Source organism: Halothiobacillus diazotrophicus (genome assembly GCF_001663815.1).
Lineage (GTDB): Bacteria > Pseudomonadota > Gammaproteobacteria > Halothiobacillales > Halothiobacillaceae > Halothiobacillus > Halothiobacillus diazotrophicus.
In genome coordinates, this window is sequence record NZ_CP016027.1 from 947725 (window position 1) to 966823 (window position 19099).

11 protein-coding genes and 4 tRNA genes are annotated in these 19099 nt (G+C 60.4%); 12 read left to right on the top strand and 3 right to left on the bottom strand.

The window, feature by feature from the left end; genetic code table 11:
• Positions 1-107: 107 nt before the first annotated feature.
• From A9404_RS04225 to A9404_RS04240, 4 genes are read left to right on the top strand one after another with little or no spacing between them, the layout of a single operon-like run.
• Complete coding sequence (locus A9404_RS04225) at positions 108-968, top strand: alpha/beta hydrolase (protein ID WP_066098986.1); 861 nt, start codon at positions 108-110, stop codon at positions 966-968.
• Positions 965-1201 (top strand): acyl carrier protein, encoded by a 237-nt coding sequence (locus A9404_RS04230; RefSeq protein ID WP_066098989.1) that lies wholly within the window; start codon positions 965-967, stop codon positions 1199-1201. Before A9404_RS04225 ends, A9404_RS04230 begins: the two co-directional genes overlap by 4 nt.
• A gap of 6 nt (positions 1202-1207) precedes the next feature.
• Entirely contained in the window at positions 1208-2428 is a 1221-nt protein-coding gene (locus tag A9404_RS04235; protein ID WP_066098991.1) for a beta-ketoacyl-[acyl-carrier-protein] synthase family protein, read from the top strand.
• Between the two features lie 9 nt (positions 2429-2437).
• Complete coding sequence (locus A9404_RS04240) at positions 2438-3571, top strand: aromatic ring-hydroxylating oxygenase subunit alpha (protein WP_197490428.1); 1134 nt, start codon at positions 2438-2440, stop codon at positions 3569-3571.
• 4 nt (positions 3572-3575) lie between these two features.
• On the opposite strand, the gene cphA is transcribed toward A9404_RS04240, so the two are convergent.
• A complete protein-coding gene (gene cphA / locus A9404_RS04245) occupies positions 3576-6161 on the bottom strand; it encodes a cyanophycin synthetase (RefSeq protein WP_066098993.1) in 2586 nt (861 codons plus the stop codon).
• A gap of 46 nt (positions 6162-6207) precedes the next feature.
• Positions 6208-8358, bottom strand: a complete 2151-nt coding sequence (locus A9404_RS04250; protein WP_066098995.1) for a cyanophycin synthetase — start codon at positions 8356-8358, stop codon at positions 6208-6210.
• Positions 8359-8679: 321 nt separating this feature from the next.
• Here A9404_RS04250 and A9404_RS04255 point away from each other — a divergent pair, with 321 nt between their 5' ends.
• The 7 genes from A9404_RS04255 (at position 8680) to A9404_RS04285 (ending at position 12490) form a co-directional block, all read left to right on the top strand.
• Entirely contained in the window at positions 8680-10884 is a 2205-nt protein-coding gene (locus A9404_RS04255; protein ID WP_066098998.1) for a cyanophycin metabolism-associated ABC transporter, read from the top strand.
• Positions 10871-11341 (top strand): cyanophycin metabolism-associated DUF1854 family protein, encoded by a 471-nt coding sequence (locus A9404_RS04260; protein WP_066099001.1) that lies wholly within the window; start codon positions 10871-10873, stop codon positions 11339-11341. The genes A9404_RS04255 and A9404_RS04260 overlap by 14 nt, the downstream gene beginning before the upstream one ends.
• A gap of 119 nt (positions 11342-11460) precedes the next feature.
• Positions 11461-11970 (top strand): GlcG/HbpS family heme-binding protein, encoded by a 510-nt coding sequence (locus A9404_RS04265; protein ID WP_066099003.1) that lies wholly within the window; start codon positions 11461-11463, stop codon positions 11968-11970.
• Between the two features lie 116 nt (positions 11971-12086).
• Positions 12087-12162, top strand: a tRNA-Asn gene (locus A9404_RS04270).
• Between the two features lies 1 nt (position 12163).
• Positions 12164-12240, top strand: a tRNA-Arg gene (locus A9404_RS04275).
• Position 12241: 1 nt separating this feature from the next.
• Positions 12242-12317 (top strand) — tRNA-Glu (locus A9404_RS04280).
• A 97-nt stretch (positions 12318-12414) separates the two neighbouring features.
• Positions 12415-12490: transfer RNA gene (locus tag A9404_RS04285), tRNA-Glu, on the top strand.
• A gap of 229 nt (positions 12491-12719) precedes the next feature.
• Here A9404_RS04285 and A9404_RS04290 read toward each other — a convergent pair.
• Positions 12720-17051 carry an NACHT domain-containing protein gene (locus tag A9404_RS04290; RefSeq protein ID WP_066099007.1) on the bottom strand — a complete coding sequence of 1444 codons (4332 nt, stop codon included), beginning with the start codon at positions 17049-17051 and terminating at the stop codon, positions 12720-12722.
• Between the two features lie 677 nt (positions 17052-17728).
• Here A9404_RS04290 and A9404_RS04295 point away from each other — a divergent pair.
• Complete coding sequence (locus A9404_RS04295; RefSeq protein WP_066099009.1) at positions 17729-19090, top strand: GntP family permease; 1362 nt, start codon at positions 17729-17731, stop codon at positions 19088-19090.
• Positions 19091-19099: the final 9 nt, after the last annotated feature.

Here is a 19099-nt window from a genome sequence, read left to right on the forward strand (position 1 = left end):
AGGTTGATGGGGAAATTATTTATTTCACATACAATAGCGACTGCGCGAAAGACTGATTTCCCCCAGTCAACACCCGGTTCCACCAAAACGAAGACATCCGTCACACCATGACAACCCCCATCGCCTCTGGCAAGTTTCTCGCCGGCAACGATTTTGCCGTGCTGGTGTTTTCCGGTCTTCGAAGCACCCATCTCGAACTTCAACCGCTACTCAAAGTCTTGCACGACGCCGGCTTTACGGTGGATGCCCCCCAACTCGACGGTTACGGCTTCGCCACCGATCCTGCCGTCGGCAACTGGCGTCATTGGCTCGACCAGGCGCTCGAACGCTTCGACCAGCTCGCCGCACGCTATCCCCAGGTAGCCGTCTGCGGCCTGAGTATGGGGGCCACATTGGCATTGGCCGTCGCCGCCGAACGCGGCGAGCGGGTGTCGGCCGTCATTCCGCTCTCGACCACCCTGCATTACGACGGCTGGAACACGCCCTGGTACCGATTCCTGAGCCCGCTGGGGTATTTCACGCCACTGCGCCATCGCATGGTCATCCGCGAAACGCCGCCCTTCGGCCTGAAAAACGAGCGCCTGCGCGCCTGGATCGAACGTCAGGTAGCCGCCGAGCCCATCACGGCGGTCGGTGCGTCGGCGCTCTCGTTGCCGGCACTGCACGAAGCAGCACGACTGATGCGCTTTACCCGACGGAATCTGAAACGGATCGTGGCCCCCACGCTGATCGTTCATGCGCTGGAAGACGACATCGCCCATATCCGGAGTGCCTATGAAGTCCAGCGCAAGGTGGCCAGCCACCAGGTACAGCTCGTCAAGCTGGCGAACAGCTACCACATGGTCACGCTGGACTTCGAGCGGGATGCCGTCGCCCAACAAGTCACCCATTTCCTGCGGTTCTTCCAGAATCCGCCGGTCACCGCTTCTATTACCGCACCGATTCCGCTCGAAGGAGCACTGTCATGAACGATATCGAAGAACGACTCTATGCCCTGCTGATCCAGGAGATTCCCGTCTCGCGGGAAGGACTGACCCGGGACACCACCCTCGAGGAAATCGGCCTGGATTCCCTGGCGACCATCGAGTTCATGTTCCAGATCGAGGATCAGCTCGGCATCCGCTTCGATCAGACCGGCACGCCACCCAAGACCCTGGGCGACGTCTTCGACGAAGTGCACGCCAAGCTGGCTGAGGCCTGATCGTTCATGAGCGCCGCCCATCGCGTGGTGATCACCGGCATCGGGGTCGTTTCCGCGCTGGGCACCTGGCCCGGCCCATTCTTCGACCGGGTCTGCGCGGCAGAAAGCGGCGTCCGTCCGCTTCCCCCCATGGATACGACGCCGCCGATCAGCATCGCCGCGTGGGTCGACGAAGGCATCGACAACGATCCGAAAACCGCCGTGCACGACCGGGTCACCCAACTCGCCCTCAGTGCGGGACGGCGCGCCCTCGAAACCGCCAATCTGCTTGACCAACCAGACCTGCTGCGGGATACCGGCATCTACCTGGGGACGGGCGCGGGTCCGAGCCACACGATGGATCAGTCCTACCATCGGCTCTATGCGGAACAGAAAGATCGCGTTTCGCCCATGACTCTCCCCCGGGGGATCCACAATGCGCCGGCCTCGGAGCTGGCCATCCGCTTCGGCCTGGGCGGCACGAACAACACCTATGCCATCGCCTGCGCCTCGTCCGCCACCGCGATCGGCGAGGCAATGCGGGCGATTCGTCATGGTTACAGCGCGCGGCTACTCGCCGGTGGCAGCGAAGCGCTACTCACCTATGGCGTGCTGCACGCCTGGCATGCCCTGCGGGCCGTCGCGCCGCCGGCCGATCCCGTCGCTGCTTCCTGCCGACCCTTCTCGGCCGATCGCAACGGCCTCGTCATGGGCGAGGGCAGTGGGTTTCTGATGCTGGAAAGCCTTGAATCCGCCGTGGCGCGCGGCGCACCGATTCTGGCGGAACTCGTCGGCTACGGTGCCAGCTGCGATGCCGAACATATCACGCACCCCGCCACCCGGGGCCAGCAGGTCGCGGTGGCAGGGGCCCTTGCGGATGCCGGCCTGAACGCCGAAGCCATCGACTACATCAATGCCCATGGCACCGCCACCGTTGCCGGGGATGCGGTGGAAGCGGAAACCTTGCGTGCCGTGTTCGGCGATCGCATTCGCGCGATTCCCGTGAGCGCCACCAAGGCCGTGCATGGTCACCTGATGGGTGCCGGCGGCGCCGTGGAGCTGGCCATTGCCGTATTGGCCATCCAGCACAACCGCATCCCCCCCACCGCCAACTGCCGCGAACCGGACGCGTCGTTGTGCATCGACATGGTGCCCGAAGGCGCCCGTTCCCGACCGGTCGACACGGTGCTGTCCAGCTCGTTCGCCTTCGGCGGCAGCAATGCCGTGCTGATCGCCCGACGGTACTGACACGCGATCATGTCCCGCTGCACCCCCTTGTCCGGCTATGATCAGATGGAAGATCCCCAGCTCCCCATCGACTGGTATTTCGATCCGGTCATTCATCAACGCGAACTCGACCGGCTGTTCGCCCTGGGACCCGGTTATGTCGGACATGCGCTGATGACGCCCGCCCCGGGGGACTACCGGGTCCTGGAGCGTTTCGACGACGCCCGGATGCTGGTCAATGCGGACGGCCGGATCCATCTGCTCGGCAATGTCTGCCGGCATCGGCAGGCACTGATGCTCGAAGGCGCAGGAACGCTGCCCAGGAACCGGATCATCTGCCCCCTGCATCGCTGGACCTACGACAACCAGGGGCACCTGATCGCCGCCCCGAAATTCGCTGAAAAGCCTTGTCTCGACCTGGAACGGACGGGCCTTCAGAACTGGCAGGGCCTGCTCTTTGCCGGCCCGAGGGATGTCACGACAGATCTCGCGGGCATGGCCGCCGCCCGAGCGCTGGATTTTTCGGGCTACCGGCTGGATCGGATCGAGTCGACCGTCTACCCGATCAACTGGAAAACCTTCATCGAGGTGTATCTGGAGGATTACCACGTCGCGCCGGCTCATCCGGGCCTGCGCCAATTCGTGCGCTGCGAGGATCTGCACTGGGAGTACGGCGACTGGTGGTCGGTGCAGACCGTGAGCCTAAACCCGCTCGACCAGAACGCAAAGACCGGCTCTGCACCCTATCAGGCCTGGCAAAAAGCCCTGAATGCCCGGACACCCGATCAGGTCAGCTACCCTTACGGCGCCATCTGGTTCACCTATTACCCCGGTCTGATGATCGAGTGGTATCCGGAAGTGCTGGTGATCTCATCGCTCGAACCGCAGGGCATCGAGTCGACCCGGAACATCGTTGAGTTCTACTACCCGGCAGACATCGTCGCCCACCAACGCGGGCTCATCGAGGCGCAACAGGCCGCCTACCACGAGACAGCCGTCGAGGATGAGATCATCTGCGTGAAGATGCAGCAGGGACGGAAAGCGCTTTACGAAGCCGGCAAGGATGAGCACGGCCCCTACCAGCTTCCGCTGGAGGAAGGCATGCGCCACTTTCACCAGTTCCTGCGGCGCACCCTCTCGGATACGCCCCCGCCGGCCGCCTGACGGCTCAGTCCACCAGGACGGTCTGCGCCGCCACCCGTTCCGCCAGATAGGCCAGTGCCGCGTCGACCTGATCGATCAGGATCAGGCAGACATCCCCGGTTTGCAGTAGTGCCAACGCCCGATCGATGGCCGCGAACTCGCCGTAGATCTCCTCGACGTAACCGGTACGTTGCGCGCCGGAGAGTCCTTCACGCAATAAACCGATCACCTCGCCGTCCGCCCGGCCACGCTGGCAGGCATCCTGATAGAGCAGCACCTGATCGAAGACGTCCCCAAGAATCCGGGTCTGCTGACGAATATCCTCATCGCGCCGGTCGCCGGCACCGCTGATCACCACGAGACGCTGGCGCGCCGGCAGGCTCTGTACCGCCTGACACAGCGCCTGGATCGCATCGCTGTTGTGACCGTAATCCGCAATGACGGTCGCACCCCGATATTCGAACAGATTGAAGCGGCCCGGCGCCATGGTGGCGTCTGAAGAAAAGCCGGCCAGACCGCGCGCGATGATCGACCAATCCAGATTCAGCCCCCAGGCCGCACCGATGGCTGCCATGACGTTCTCCACCTGGAAATCGATCCGGCCACCGAAGGTCAGCGGGATATCCGCCATGGAAATGCGCCATTGGAATGCGCCCTGCTCCGCCACGATCTGCGCACCATCCACGTAGATCACCCGGTCCCCGCGCTCCCGCCGCGACACCAGCAGAGGCAGCAGCTTGTCCCGCGCGAAGAATGTCACGGCACTCGGGCAAGTATTCCCCATCCGGGCGACGATCGGATCGGCAGCGTTCAGAACCGCCATGCCCTGCGGCGACACGTTGTCGACCACAACCTGCTTGACCACTGCCAGATCCTCCACCGAATGGATATCCGCCATGCCCAGATGATCGCCCAGCCCGATATTCGTCACCACGGCCACGTCACAGCGATCGAAAGCCAGGCCCTGGCGCAGAATTCCCCCCCGAGCCGTTTCGAACACCGCCGCATCCACATGGGGATGGAGCAGAACGTTGCGGGCACTGATCGGCCCGGCGCAATCGTCCGCATCGATCCGTTCGCCGTCGATGTAGACCCCGTCGGTCGTGGTGATGCCGACCCGCTGCCCGGCCTTCGCCAACAGATGCCCGATCAACCGGGTCGTGGTCGTCTTGCCGTTGGTGCCCGTCACCGCCACGATGGGAATCCGGCCGTCCTCGCCCGCGGGATACAGTTCCGCGATGATCGCCTCGCCCACGGCACGGGGCTTGCCGTAGGACGGCTGCAGATGCATGCGCAATCCGGGGGCCGCATTCAATTCGACGATGCCGCCGTGCTGATCCTCAAGGGACTGATTCACGTTCTCGCAGACGAGATCCACGCCGCAGACGTCCAACCCGACCATGCGCGCCGCGTCCACGGCCCGCGCCGCCAGATCCGGGTGCAGATCATCCGTGACATCCGTCGCACTGCCGCCCGTCGAGAGATTGCCGTTATTGCGCAGAATGACCGGCATGCCCTTTTCCGGCACGAAATCCAAGTGATATCCCTGGGCTTCCAGGGTCACGATCGCGATATCGTCGAGGCGAATGCGCGTCAACGCATTGGCATGCCCATCCCCTCGGCGCGGGTCGGCATTCACTTGGTCCACCAGCTGGCGAACCGACTGAACCCCATCCCCGATCACCATCGGCGGATCGCGACGGGCCGCCGCCACCACCTGATTGCCGACGACCAGCACCCGGAAGTCGTACCCCGGCATGAAGCGTTCGACCATCACGTCCCGGCTTTCCTCGCGTGCGCTGGCATACGCCCGATACAGCTGATCCTCGGTGGTGATATTGACCGCGACGCCGCGGCCCTGATTGCCGTCGCGCGGCTTCACCACGACAGGCAGCCCGATATCCTGCGCCGCCGACCAGGCATCCGCCGCACTGGATACCACGCGGCCCGCCGGAACGGGAATGCCGGCTGCCCGAAGTAGCGCCTTGGTCAACTGCTTGTCCTGCGCGATCGACTCGCCGATGGCACTGGTCCGATCGATTTCCGCTGCCTGAATCCGGTGCTGCTTCCGCCCCCAGCCCAGCTGTACGAGACTGCCCCGGGTCAGTCGACGATAGGGAATTCCGCGCGCGATCGCCGCCTGCACGATGGCCCCGGTGCTCGGCCCCAGTCGCTCGTCCTCGTCCAGACTCTGCAGATCCGCCAGTGCCGACGAAAGATCGAAATCCGTATTGTGCAGGCTGGCGCTGATCAGCGATTCCGCCAACTCGAGTGCCAGGCGCCCCACGGCCTCCTCGGTGTATTCGACGACAACCTGAAATAACCCTTTTTCCCGACTCGGCACCGTGCGGCTGAATGTGACCGGACAGCCCGCCTGGGCCTGCAGGGCGAGGCAGCTGTGTTCCAGAACCTGTGCCAGGGAGATGGATTGCTGCTGGCCGATCGCCTGAAGATTGCCGACCTGCGGGAATCGCGCGCGCAGCCGCATTTCGAATTCGGGCAGCTCGTTGATATCGCACTCGCCCGGCAGGCAAGACACACTGGCCTGCAGCGAGGTGTGGCGCGACCAGAGATTGGGGCCGCGCAGCGCGCGTACACGCGTAATTTCCATGTTCGATTACCTAGGATTCATGATTCGGAACGACGAGACCGGGCATTCAGGCTCGGGGCGCGGGCAATGCGACATCGGACAGGGTGTCGAGCCCGGCACGCATCAGGTCGATGGTCAGATCGACGGCCCAACCCGTTGCCAGGGCCGCCAGCAATGCCGGAACCGGCCAGGCAGTGGCCGGCAGCGCCAATTGCCCGATCGTCGCATCGCCCTGGACGAACAGACACGTGTCGCCATCCAGAATGACCGCCCGTCCGCCCGTCGTCCGATGGGCGGCGACCACCGGGGACACCGGGTTCTGCGTGAAGTACAACACGGCCCCGTCGCAGAGTTCGGCCATGTCGACGATCATGGCCTCGTCGGCATTCAGCACGCCTACCCCCGTGGGCAAGACCACGTCGATCTGGGTGCGGAACACGCTGAACACCTTCTCGGGCGTATCGATATGGAAAGGACCGATGTGACGGGCCACGTCGATCGAGGTGACCACGCCCACCGAGCAGCGATCGTAGGCCAAGCCTTCGCTCAGGATGACGCGACTGTCGTTTTCGATGATGGCCACTTCGACGTTGTGATTGATCAGCAACCGGTTCGCCGCGACGCGGTTGGCCTGGTCGCCGGCAGCCACGCAACGATTCTTCACGAACATGCCCTGACTTGAGGCCATGCCCACCGTGCGCCCCACCAGGCGCAGGAAATGATTGAGCAGATGCGCGGTTGCCGTCTTGTGCACGCTACCCGTGATGCCCACGATGGGAATCCGCCCCGTCTCTTCCGGCCCGAACAGATGCTCAATGATCGCGTGACCCACGGGCGCCGGCTCGCCGCTGGCCGGTTTCAGATGCATGAGCAATCCCGGGCCGGCATTCACCTCGATCACCGCGCCGCCCACATCGCGCAGGGGCTGACCGATGTCCGGCGTGACGAGGTCGATACCGGCGATGTCCAGCCCCACCACACGTGCCGCCAACACGCAATGCGCCGCCACGGAAGGATGCACCAGCGCCGTACAGTCATGGGCCACGTTGCCGTGACGGGAAATCAGCACCCGCTGGCCTTCGGTCAGTACCGACTCGCCGGTCAGTCCCAGACGGGCCAGTTCCAGACGGGCGGCCGAATCGAGGCGGACCGGATTCAGCGGATGATTTTCCGTCGTTCCCCGACGCGGATCGCTGTTGAGTTGCGATTCGATCAACGCGAGGACCGAGGAACGTCCGTCGCCGACCACGAACGCCTCTTCGCCCCGGGCCGCCGCCGCCACCCGATCGCCCACGACGAGCACCCGGTGTTCCACGCCCGGGATGAACCGCTCGATGAGTACGCCGCTACCTTCGTCCACCGCGACGGCATAGGCATTCTCGATCTCGGCCTGTGTCGTGAGGTTGGTGAACACCCCACGGCCATGATTGCCGTCCTCGGGCTTGATCACCACCGGTACGCCCAGATCGCAGGCCGCTTCCCAGGCGTCGGCCGCACTGTCGACGGTTCGTCCTGTCGGCACGGGAATCCCGCAGGATTGGAGCAGGGTCTTGGTCAGATCCTTGTCGCGGGAAATGCCTTCGGCGATGGCGCTCGTCCGATCCGTTTCCGCCGTCCAGATCATGCGTCGCGCAGCACCGTAGCCCAATTGGACAAGGCTGCCGCTGCTCAGGCGAATCGACGGAATCTTGCGAATCATGGCGGCATCGACAATGCTCGCCGTGCTGGGGCCGAGATAACGCTCGTCCTTGATTTCATGCAGGGCGGCCAGTGCGGCATCCAGATCGAAGGGGCGATCCTCGATCGCAGCCAGCAGGAGATCGCGCGCCACATCCAGCGCCTGCCGGGTCACGTCCTCATCCCAGGCGCTCACCACCACCTTGTACACACCCCGAATCGGCGTTTCACGCGCCTTGCCGAATCCGCCCGGCAACCCGATCAGGGTCAGCAGCTCGAGAGTGATGTGCTCCATGATGTGGGCCGGCCAGGTGCCTTCCGCCAGTCGACGTAGAAAACCACCCCGCTCGCCATAGCTGCAACGGTGCTCCACCAGCCCCGGCAGCAGCGCGACCAGGCGGTCGTAGAGCCCGGGCACCGTGTTCGAGGGGCACTCTTCCAGATCGCCGATATCGACCCACACCTCCAGAACGGGGTAATAGGTCCAGATGCTTGGTCCGCGAAGGGACAGGAAATTCAGGAACTCGATCTTTTTCGCCACACATTCACCCAAACAAGCCGATTGTCCGAAATTCGCGTCGCCAAACATAAACAGGGTGGCCGCAAGACGAACTGCAACCACCCTGATCTATTTGATTCGGACCGGGGTCAACTGCCCCGAAATTTCAGTGTGACAAACGGCCAACACTGACGATGAATGCCCTGTAGCGAACGTTGCCGACTACATACAATCCACTCACCGACGTATAAGATATTCCTTTCTTCATTTACTCGTCAAAATAAGTCTGATGCGGCTCGACCAGGCAACACCCATGGCGCGCAAACCCGATGAAATGACTGGGATTTTTCAGGAACACGAAAATTGAGCGACGCGCCTGATACCGCCACCCCTGCGCCGATTCTGGCCAGCCTGCCACTGGACCTTTCGGCCGATCTGCATTTCCTGCCGCAGGAACTGCGTCTTACCCCGCACGCGCTGCTTCTGCACATCAGCGATCAAGCGCCGGAAACCGTCTGGCCCATCGATGACCCGGACCTCGAACTGCGCCTGACCGATCATGCCGGCATCGGCCACCTGCAACTCGTCGACCGAACGCGAACCCGTGCCCAGTGGCACTTCACTCTCTCGCGCATGCCAGCTGCACAGGCGCTGGTTACCCGGTTCGATGCCCTGCGGCATCCCCGCATCGACCATCCGGACACGAACATTGACGAAAAGCCCCTCGCCGCCGAATGGCCCGAGGAAGGCTCCGATGCCCTGACGCCCCCCTCGACCTGGACGCTCTTCCGACTCTGGCGTTTCGCCCGACCCTACCGCGCCCAATTGCTGCTCGGTTTCATCCTGACCCTGGCCGCGACCGCCGCCACGCTGGTACCCCCCTATCTCACCATGCCGCTGATGGACGACGTGCTCATTCCCTATCAGAACGGGGTGCCGATCCAGGCCACCACGGTCATGAAATATCTGGGGGGATTGCTGGGCGCAGCCCTCGTCGCCTGGAGCCTGGGCTGGGCGCGCACCTACATTCTCGCGCGCGTCAGCGAACGGATCGGCGCCGACATCCGCACGACCACCTACAACCACCTGCTGAGCCTGTCCCTCGACTACTTCGGCAGCAAACGGACCGGCGATCTCATGGCCCGCATCGGCTCGGAAACCGACCGCATCAACATCTTCCTGTCCCTGCACCTGCTCGATTTCGCCACGGATGTGCTGATGATCACCATGACCGTGATCATCCTGTTTTCCATCAATCCCTGGCTGGCCCTGGTCACCCTGCTGCCGCTGCCGCTGATCGCCTGGATGATTCACCTCGTGCGCGACCGACTGCGCACGGGCTTCGAGCGCGTGGATCGCATGTGGTCCCAGGTCACGAACATCCTCTCGGACACCATCCCCGGTATCCGCGTGGTCAAGGCCTTTTCCCAGGAGGGACGCGAGGCGGATCGCTTCCATCAGGCCAACCAGCAGAACCTGCGGATCAACGATCGCGTCAACCGCGTCTGGTCCCTGTTCGCACCCTCGGTCACCGCCCTGACGGAACTGGGGCTATTGATCGTCTGGGCCTTCGGCATCTGGCAGGTTTCTCAGGGGGCCATCACCGTCGGCGTGCTGACGGCGTTTCTGGCCTACATCGGCCGCTTCTACGCCCGCATGGACTCCATGAGCCGCATCGTTTCCGTCACGCAGAAGACGGCGGCCGGCGCCAAGCGCATCTTCGACATCCTCGATCACAGCGCCAGCGTCCCCGACCCGCAGCACCCCCAGCCCCTCGATGGTCGCCCCACGGCGATTCGCCTGCGTCAGGTCGGTTTCCGCCACGGCAATCGCGGGATCCTGCACGACATCGACCTGGACATCGAACCCGGATCGATGATCGGGCTGGTCGGGCACAGCGGCTCGGGCAAGACGACCCTCGTCAATCTCATCGCCCGTTTCTACGACGTCTCCAGCGGCAGCATCCAGCTGGACGGCACGGATATCCGCCAGTTCTCGGTTGCCGATTACCGCCGGCAGATCGGCCTCGTGCTGCAGGAGCCCTTCCTGTTCTTCGGCACCGTGGCCGAGAACATCGCCTACGGCAACCCGAACGCCGATCGCGCGGCTATCATCCAGGCCGCCCGTGCCGCCCATGCCCACGAATTCATCCTGAAACTGCCCCAGGGCTACGACTCCCTCGTCGGCGAACGGGGTCAGGCCCTATCCGGCGGCGAACGCCAACGGATATCCATCGCCCGTGCCCTGCTGATCGACCCGCGCATGCTGATCCTCGACGAAGCCACGGCCTCGGTGGATACGGAAACGGAACGGGAAATCCAGCAGGCACTGGACAATCTCGTACAGGGCCGAACCACCATCGCCATCGCCCACCGGCTGTCCACCCTGCGCCAGGCGGACAAGCTCGTGGTGCTCGATCAGGGGCGCATCGTCGAAACGGGCCGTCACGACGAACTGCTGGCCCGGCAGGGTCATTACTACCGCCTGTACCAGGCGCAACTCAAACTGAACGAAACATCCGGCCTGCCGGACACGTCGACGGAGGGCACTTCCCATGTCGCCGCATGAACCGATTCTCTCCATCGACCCGTTCGGCACACTCCAGCTCCATCGCGACGCTGGAAACGCCGTCATCGACGTGGTTCCGGTCCGTGCCTTCCCGCTGAGCGCGCCGACTCGGTTCATCGCGCTTGTCGATGGACAAGGCCACGAACACTGCTGGATCGACGACCTCGCCACCCTGCCCCCCGAAACGGCCAGCCGTATCGAGACCGTGCTGGTCCAACGGGAGCTCACGCCCCGGATTCAGCGAATTCGCAAGGTTTCCAGCTACGCCACCCCCAGCCGCTGGACACTGGATACGGACCGCGGTCCGGCCGAACTGTTGCTGAAAACCGAGGACGATATCCGCCACCTGCCGGACGGCGCCCTGCTCATCAGCGACAAATTCGGCCTAAACTACCTGATAACCCGGCAATCGGAACTGGATCAACACAGCCAGCGATTGCTGGCCCGCTTTCTCTGATCGGGTACCGGGCAGCCCGATCGACGCCCCGGAGCTCACTCCGGATCGCGTGATACTAAAAGCCTGACCAACGTTCGACCATACACAATCAAACAACATCGAGAACACGAGGAAATGCCATGAACCACCCGTACAAAAAACTCGCCCGCGCCCTGATCCTGACCGCGGCATGTGGTCTGGGCGCCACCACCGTCCAGGCCGCCGACGAGCCGCCGGTCATCAACATCAAGCGCCTGTCGATGGAAATGGCGCTCAAGGCCGCCGAAACCGCCATTCATACCTGCCGCGGTAAGGGCATCCAGATCGGCGTGACCGTCGTGGATCGGGGCGGGAACCCGCAGGTGGTATTGCGCGACGTATTGGCACCGGACCTGACGCTGACCATCTCGCGCCTGAAGGCCTACACGGCCGTATCGTTCACAGCGGCCACCTCCTCCCTGGAAAGCCGAGGTGAAGGCGCGCTGGGTCGCGTCCCCGGCCTCTTCTTCGGCGCGGGCGGCGTGCCGATCCAGGCAGGCGGTCAGACATACGGAGCCATCGGCGTTTCCGGCGCCCCCTCGGGCAAGACGGACGAGGAATGCGCCAGCGCCGGCGCCAAGGCCATCGAAGCCGATCTGGAACTGATGTAATCCCGCCAGATCGCAGCGTTGGCGTCCTGGCTGAGGCCCGAGGCAAAAATATCGAATTCAGCCTTGACGCCACCGATCTGGATCATTAATATGCCGCTCCACGTTGCAAGACGTATTCCCTGATAGCTCAGTTGGTAGAGCAAATGACTGTTAATCATTGGGTCGCAGGTTCGAGTCCTGCTCAGGGAGCCAAGCGCCCGTAGCTCAGTTGGATAGAGTATCTGGCTACGAACCAGAGGGTCGGAGGTTCGAATCCTTCCGGGCGCACCATGTCCCCATCGTCTAGAGGCCTAGGACATCGCCCTTTCACGGCGGTAACCGGGGTTCGAATCCCCGTGGGGACGCCAAACATCCGATTGACTGGATCAACGATCCGATTGATCACCGGACCAATTAGGTTCACCATAGAACGACGTCGAGTCGCAAGACTTGAAATGCCTCATTGTCCCCATCGTCTAGAGGCCTAGGACATCGCCCTTTCACGGCGGTAACCGGGGTTCGAATCCCCGTGGGGACGCCAAATCCTTTAAAATCAAGCACTTGAGCTGATTTTAACTGGTTTTTTCAGCAAGAAAAGCCTACAAAATCTAAGCCCTAGAGAGTATCTCCGGGGCTTTTTTACCATTGCCCTAAAACTTGTCTGTTATGAATCTAAGCTGAGGAAACCAAATGGTGACCTCTGACACGCCCATCTTGCGACGTACACTCTCAACGGTCGAGCAGGTTTGGACCAGCAAAGCGCGGATCATCTATGTTCTGCTTTCAACTTTGAGACGAGGCCGGAGGTCAAGTACTTTGGCGACAAGCCGCAAGGAACCGCCCAATTCTTCAACAATCCTCGCAGCCTCTTCTTCGAGCATCGCCTGTAGCCTAGGTATGTCCAATGTCTTCTTGGTGTCGGGATGTTTCCAGTTGCGGTTGCTGGTGACGGTCACGAGCAAGCAACCAGAGCGGCTGTTTTCTGCGGCCATATATTTCTTGACGAGTTGATCTTTGATTGTGTCGCGCAGGACACGGCCTGACCATTTTTCACCAATCTTGAGTTCGATGATTGCTTGTTGCCCCGATTCAGCGACTCGCAGCCGGATGTCTGTTTCTTTTTCGTCAGCCGTTACCGTCTCCTGCTCGACCGTATAGAGTCCTTTTGCAGCATTGCTCAGTGTGCGCGCAATTTCTCTGCGCATCGTTTTCTCTTCCCAAATCAAAGCCCAAGCGTCACGAGGCGAATCATCCCGAAGCAGCAGATCATCGAGATCATCTAAACGATCAACCAGCAGCATGAACATATCATCTCGGGTCGTCGGTGGTGCTTCACCATATCTATGGAATGCAGCTACTTCGGACTCCGTGAGGACAGCTTCATCCGCTTCTTCGGCCTCCTTCTCGCGGGCAACGAGGAAGAGTCTATCTTTGATATGCGTAAACAGTGGGTCGTCCATCATCTCAAGTTTGGTCGCCCATGCCTCTGCCCCCTTGGTATCAAGCAGTGCGCTAAGTAACGCATTCCGTCCCTCCTGCGCTACATTTCGGGGCCCAAGAAAAGTGCTGCTAGGATGGTCGTCAGAGGGACGTACATATCGATAAGTCAACCGGACGAGACGCAGAAGCAGCGTCGGGGAATATTCCGATCGCCTGAGTCCAATAGATAAATGGCCGTGATTACTACCGAACAGGTAGCCAATGGCATTGACGGCGGCGCCCGCCGCCTCAGGTTCGAGTGGGCCCAATAATTTTTCGAGTGCATCTATTCCCGCCGCCGGGTCGAGACGCATCAGTACTTTGATCCAAATTTGTATGACAGTGCTTTTTCCAGCGGCATTCAAATAACCCTCAGCCATGGCTTTGATGTGGTTCTGTGTTTCTGCATCCCCATGCTCGATCAGGATTAGCAACACACGTTCAAGTCGGCCCCGTGCTACCGAATCGAATTTTTCGGCATGGTAATGCTGTGTAAAAGCGTCAAGCCAGGTGCGCAAATACGGCAGAAACAACTTAATGATGGTATCTGATGCATAAAACAGACTCTGAAATAAAAAGCCGGGGGCACTTGTGGTATTAATCTCGTCCAGAGTTGCGGCCAATTCAGGTTCCAGGGTGCGTTCGACCGAAACCGGGTGCACATCCACGAGTGCATTGAGCCATTCCGGAAGTCCATTCATATCGATCAACGCATATCGAACTGCCAACTCAGCTTCAGCGGCGGATAGTTTGCGCGCCCAATCAGGATCCTCGGCCTCGGCTACGATTGCGGCCAATCCTAGGTACCAACGAGTAAAGGTCACTCCTCTCGCTTCTATGGGGCGCTCGTGGGGCAGTGTCGGCCGATCATTGCGCCATATCGGCATCATGCAGGCGCGCAGCCGGTCGGTGGTTTCTTTGCCGAAATACTGCTCCATAAAGGAGCGATTCCAACCCGAAGAGCGGCTTGCATTACCCGCATGCTGCATGGCATGCCAAAGACTCCAGACGGTTTTGTTTTCATTATCGGGATGAAAGGCTTCTTCAGGGCTCTCTGCCACTTGTCGCCAAAATGCAACCCAATCTGCACGGTGTTTATCTCGTTCTTGTTCGGCAGCTATTTGTTGCTGCTCTAGCTTGGCTCTGCGCTCGGCGGTTTCAGGATCAATTTCCCGTGGCGCAAGAAACCAATCAATTTGTCTGATCAACTCGGGGGCGTCGGAGACATATCGCTTGAGGCCATTAATGTAATCATGCGGATTACCCACACCATTCCAGAAGTCGTAGGTCATGACTTCGAGCATCATTCTCCGCTCCGGGAGCGGTCGGTTGGGATTTTCAAGAGTCCGGCGCACCCATTCCCCATCTTGCGCATTATTGAGGGTGAGCGGGCCATCGTTCCTTGCTTCGAACAATCTGCGGGATGGCTCTGGTTGGGGATGCAAGCTTTCGTTGAACGCATCGTAAAGCCAAAATATCTCCTCTCGCTGAGGCTGCGCGAACGCTGCAATTGCATTACGGAGCTTTATGCCGAATTGATCACCCCTATGGTTTTGAGATTGAAGACGCAGTGTCACTACCAATGATCGTAAAGTACTGGCATCAGTCTCCCCAGCGTGAATGAGTCTGAGGCAGATGGCAGCAATAATCGGAATAATTTGCGTGTAGTTGCTAACGAAATGAGGCCACTTATCCACCCAACGAAGATCATCAGCAATCAAATCAGTCAGACATGTGCTTACCGCACGCAGGTAACCTGGGGTAAATGGCAATTTAGCAATTTGAATCGGCAGCAAAGAGAACCGATCTGTTATCCGCTCAGAATTACTGACTCGCTTGACAGCTTCACAGAACCGTTCGGGAGATAGGTGATTCGGTAACAAGCCGTAGATTGCGTCCCGTATCAGTTGGTCCGGCCATGGATCCGATTCGCTCACCATGAACCTGGCGAGTTCATCAATTCGCGGATCATCCAGGCGAACCAATGCACTGATTGCATCAAGACGCTCTCCCACGGTAGCTGTCGCATCCAACGCAACTCCATAGGCAAGGTCGGCACAGGCGGGCATCGGCCCTGCGCCAATCAGTTCAAGTAAAAGCTCGCGTACTTCGGGGTTCTCAATACCCGCCTGCCACATACCCAATACGTGATCCGACAAGTCGGGTGAAGCGAAGCGGTGCACCTGTATTTGTTGAACGCGCATGCCGCACATCGCACCTTGTCCGAATGCCCGCACGTAGGCTTGCAAAGCATCAATACGCTGAGGCAGAGAAAGCTCTTGTGGGTCCGCATGATCTAGGAGCACGTTTGGCTCCCGGTCGCGCACTTCTGAAAAAATACTGAGTTGCCACGCTGCAAGCCAAGCTGCGACTGGCCGCATGGTCGGACGAACCACCTTGATCCCTTGAGGTGTCTCCGCAAACAACAGCCTCTTGACTGCCTTGATCCCTCCCGCTTGATTCAACCGCTCATTGAGCCGTTGCGCTGCGAGGAACTCAATCACAGATCGATGGTGAAACCGGACACGTCCGTAGCTTGCAAAGCCAAACAAGGCCCTCTGAAGCAAGGTCTCGCGTTCTTTTGGTGCCCAGTCATACAAGATGACCTCGGGGTCGAGGGCCGTTCCAGGTTCGCCCGCCCGATCCGCTTCCACACTATGCCGAATAGTCAGCTTACGGGTAAGCAGCGCGGCGAGTGCCAGTCGGCGTGCCCCGTCGAGTGCTCTTTCCGCTGATAACTGTGCAGGTTCATTTAGGTCGGCTCGCGGCTTGAGTTTGACGCGAATATCGTGAGCCACCTGCTCGGCGTGTGTGCGGATGCGGCGATGTTCGCGCCAGTCCGAGCATAGCTCAATCAGGTCCTGCGGACGCCGAGCGAAAATTTCTGCGTTGCGTGCGTGAATATCGGCCAGCAATGCCTCGGGGGTATCAATACCCCGGATGGCAGCCATCTGAAGTATCTGTTCATCGGACAAAGGCATTAAAGCGACATTGCGCCACGCCGGCGCAGCTTCATCCTCATTTTGTTGAGGTATCTGCCTCTGGCGACCTGTCACGATGTAGGCAAAATCCTCACCATTCGGTATCAATTCGTCAGGTTCAGGTACCGTGAACAACTCATGGATCAGTTGCTGATCAATCGGGGTCGGGCGGGTCGTAATGACTATTCGTACGCGGCTAAGATGGCCGTCCAAGCACTTGCTCAAGCTAGTGAGCGCTGCTCTAAACGAACCCAGTGTGAGCTTGAGTTCGTCAATCGAGTCGAGAAAAAAAGTGGCAATACCGGATTGAGCGGCCAGCCAATCATCAAATCTCTGCTCTTCCTTAGCGCTGAGTTGGTCCCGGAAATTTCTGGCTGCAAGTTGAGCCAATTCAAGGAAAAACGCAGCTTCGCCCTTTTCCCATAGAGCCTTTTGTTGCTCTCGACACTCATAGGTCTTGCCAGCCCCTGCTTCGGAGATGATCAGAACCCGCTTTGATTCGAGCAAGGTGTCCCAGCCAAAAGTACCCGACCACCCCATGCTAGCCAATAGAGACATGTGTTCAATGTCGTCGATCTGTTTTTGGGAAAGATCGATGAAGGAGCGTTGAACACAGCGTTTGGATTTATCCGATAAATTCATTGATTGGATTGGACTGGTTGCAGCCTGCTTTTATAAATGATTGTGAAGAGTCCCAGGGAATATGCAAGCAGCCGGAGGACGGCCACCTAATATGCGCCGAAAACCGTGTTCGAAGCGTTGAGATACCGATTCGTCGTTCCTGTTTCGCAAAGGCCAAATGGTACTTTTGCACCCTAAAATGGTCGATATACCTACCTATACGGAGATCAGTTAATGACCATCAAGCCCGATTACGCTTGCGTCGTAGGCTGGTCGCCCGCTTTGCTCGCTTGAATTCAAATTTGAACTGGGTCGTTGCCGTCAGCACAGGAACAGTGTCGAATCCCCGTGGGGACGCCAAATCACTGACAGCGTCATACACCGAGTCGGGCACAGGCCCCGCCATGATCCATGGCGGGGCTTTTTGTTTTCCAAATCCAAACGCCGACCCACACGCACGCACTGCCGTTACATTAACTCCGTTCAGCACCCTCTTCTCTTGCCCTGATAGCGTCTGGGAAGGAATCCCAAGCAATCGCCAGAAGGGCCCTGGATCGGAAATAGGAAGATTTCATCCTATATAATTAGGATACTAATTATTAGATTGAGCATAAAAATATTTTGCCCTATAACCGTGCATAAAATCCTGACCAATTGCGTAAGATGCCCGACACAAAAAAATAAACGGAGTCAGTCCCATGCTCATCATCAGTTTAATTCTCGTCGTTATCGCGCTCGTCTTCGCCACGGCGAAGCTCAAGCTGCACCCCTTCCTGGCCCTGTTGCTGGCCGCATTCGCCATGGCCATTGCCGGCGGTCTCGATCCGAAGCACGCGCTCGACGTGATCAACAAGGGCTTCGGCGGCACGCTGGGCTACATCGGTATCGTGATTGCCCTCGGCACCATCATCGGGGTCATCCTCGAACGGACGGGCGCCGCCATCGCCATGGCCGAAGCCATCATCCGCCTGCTTTCGGATCGCTTCCCCACTCTCACCGTCTCCTTGATCGGCTACATCGTGTCGATTCCGGTGTTCTGCGATTCCGGTTACGTGATTCTCAACTCGCTCAAGACGGCCATGGCGAAGAAGACCGGCACCTCCGTCGTGGCCATGAGCATCGCCCTGGCCACCGGCCTGTTCGCCACGCACAACTTCGTCCCGCCCACGCCCGGGCCGATCGCCGCAGCCAGCAACCTTGGCATCGCCGATAGTCTGGGCCTTGTCATTCTGGTCGGTCTGGTCGTCGCTGCGGTAGCCGCGCTGGTCGGCTGGCTATGGGCGAACCGTTTCCTGCGTGCCGATGACAGCCAGATGCTCGAACCGGATCCCATCACCGAGGCAACCGGCGTCGACGTCACCCACGAGGAACAGAACCCGCGCGCGCGTCCCGCCACCTGGGCCGCATTCGCACCAATCCTCATTCCGATCGCCCTTATCTGCATGGGCTCGATCGCCGCGCTGATGGTCAAGGGCACCGAACCGGGTCTCGTGGCCCGAGCCCTGATCTTCCTCGGCCAACCGGTCGCCGCGCTGGCCATCGGGCTGGTGTTCGCCCTGGCGCTCATCCCCGCCGGAAACAAGCGTGCGCAGTTCCATCGCTTCACCGTGGACGGCGTGCTCCTGAGCGCCCCGATCATCCTGATCACCGGCGCCGGCGGCGCATTCGGTGCGGTACTGCGCGCCACCCCCATCGGCGACCAGATCGGCGGCATGCTGGCCGGGCTTGGTATCGGATTGCTGGTTCCCTTCCTGGTGGCCGCCGCGCTCAAATCCGCCCAAGGTTCCTCCACCGTGGCACTGGTCGGCGCTTCCAGCCTGGTTGCGCCGCTGCTGGGCACGCTCGGGCTGGATTCCGAAATGGGCCGGGTTCTGGCGGTCATGGCCGTCGGCGCGGGTGCCATGACGGTTTCCCATGCCAACGACAGCTATTTCTGGGTCGTGACCGAATTCAGCCGGCTCCGCGTTGCGACGGCTTACAAGGCCCTGACCACCGCAACGTTGCTGCAGGGCATCGCCTCGATGATCGCCATCTACCTGCTGAGCCTGGTCCTGCTTTGAGGACGACCG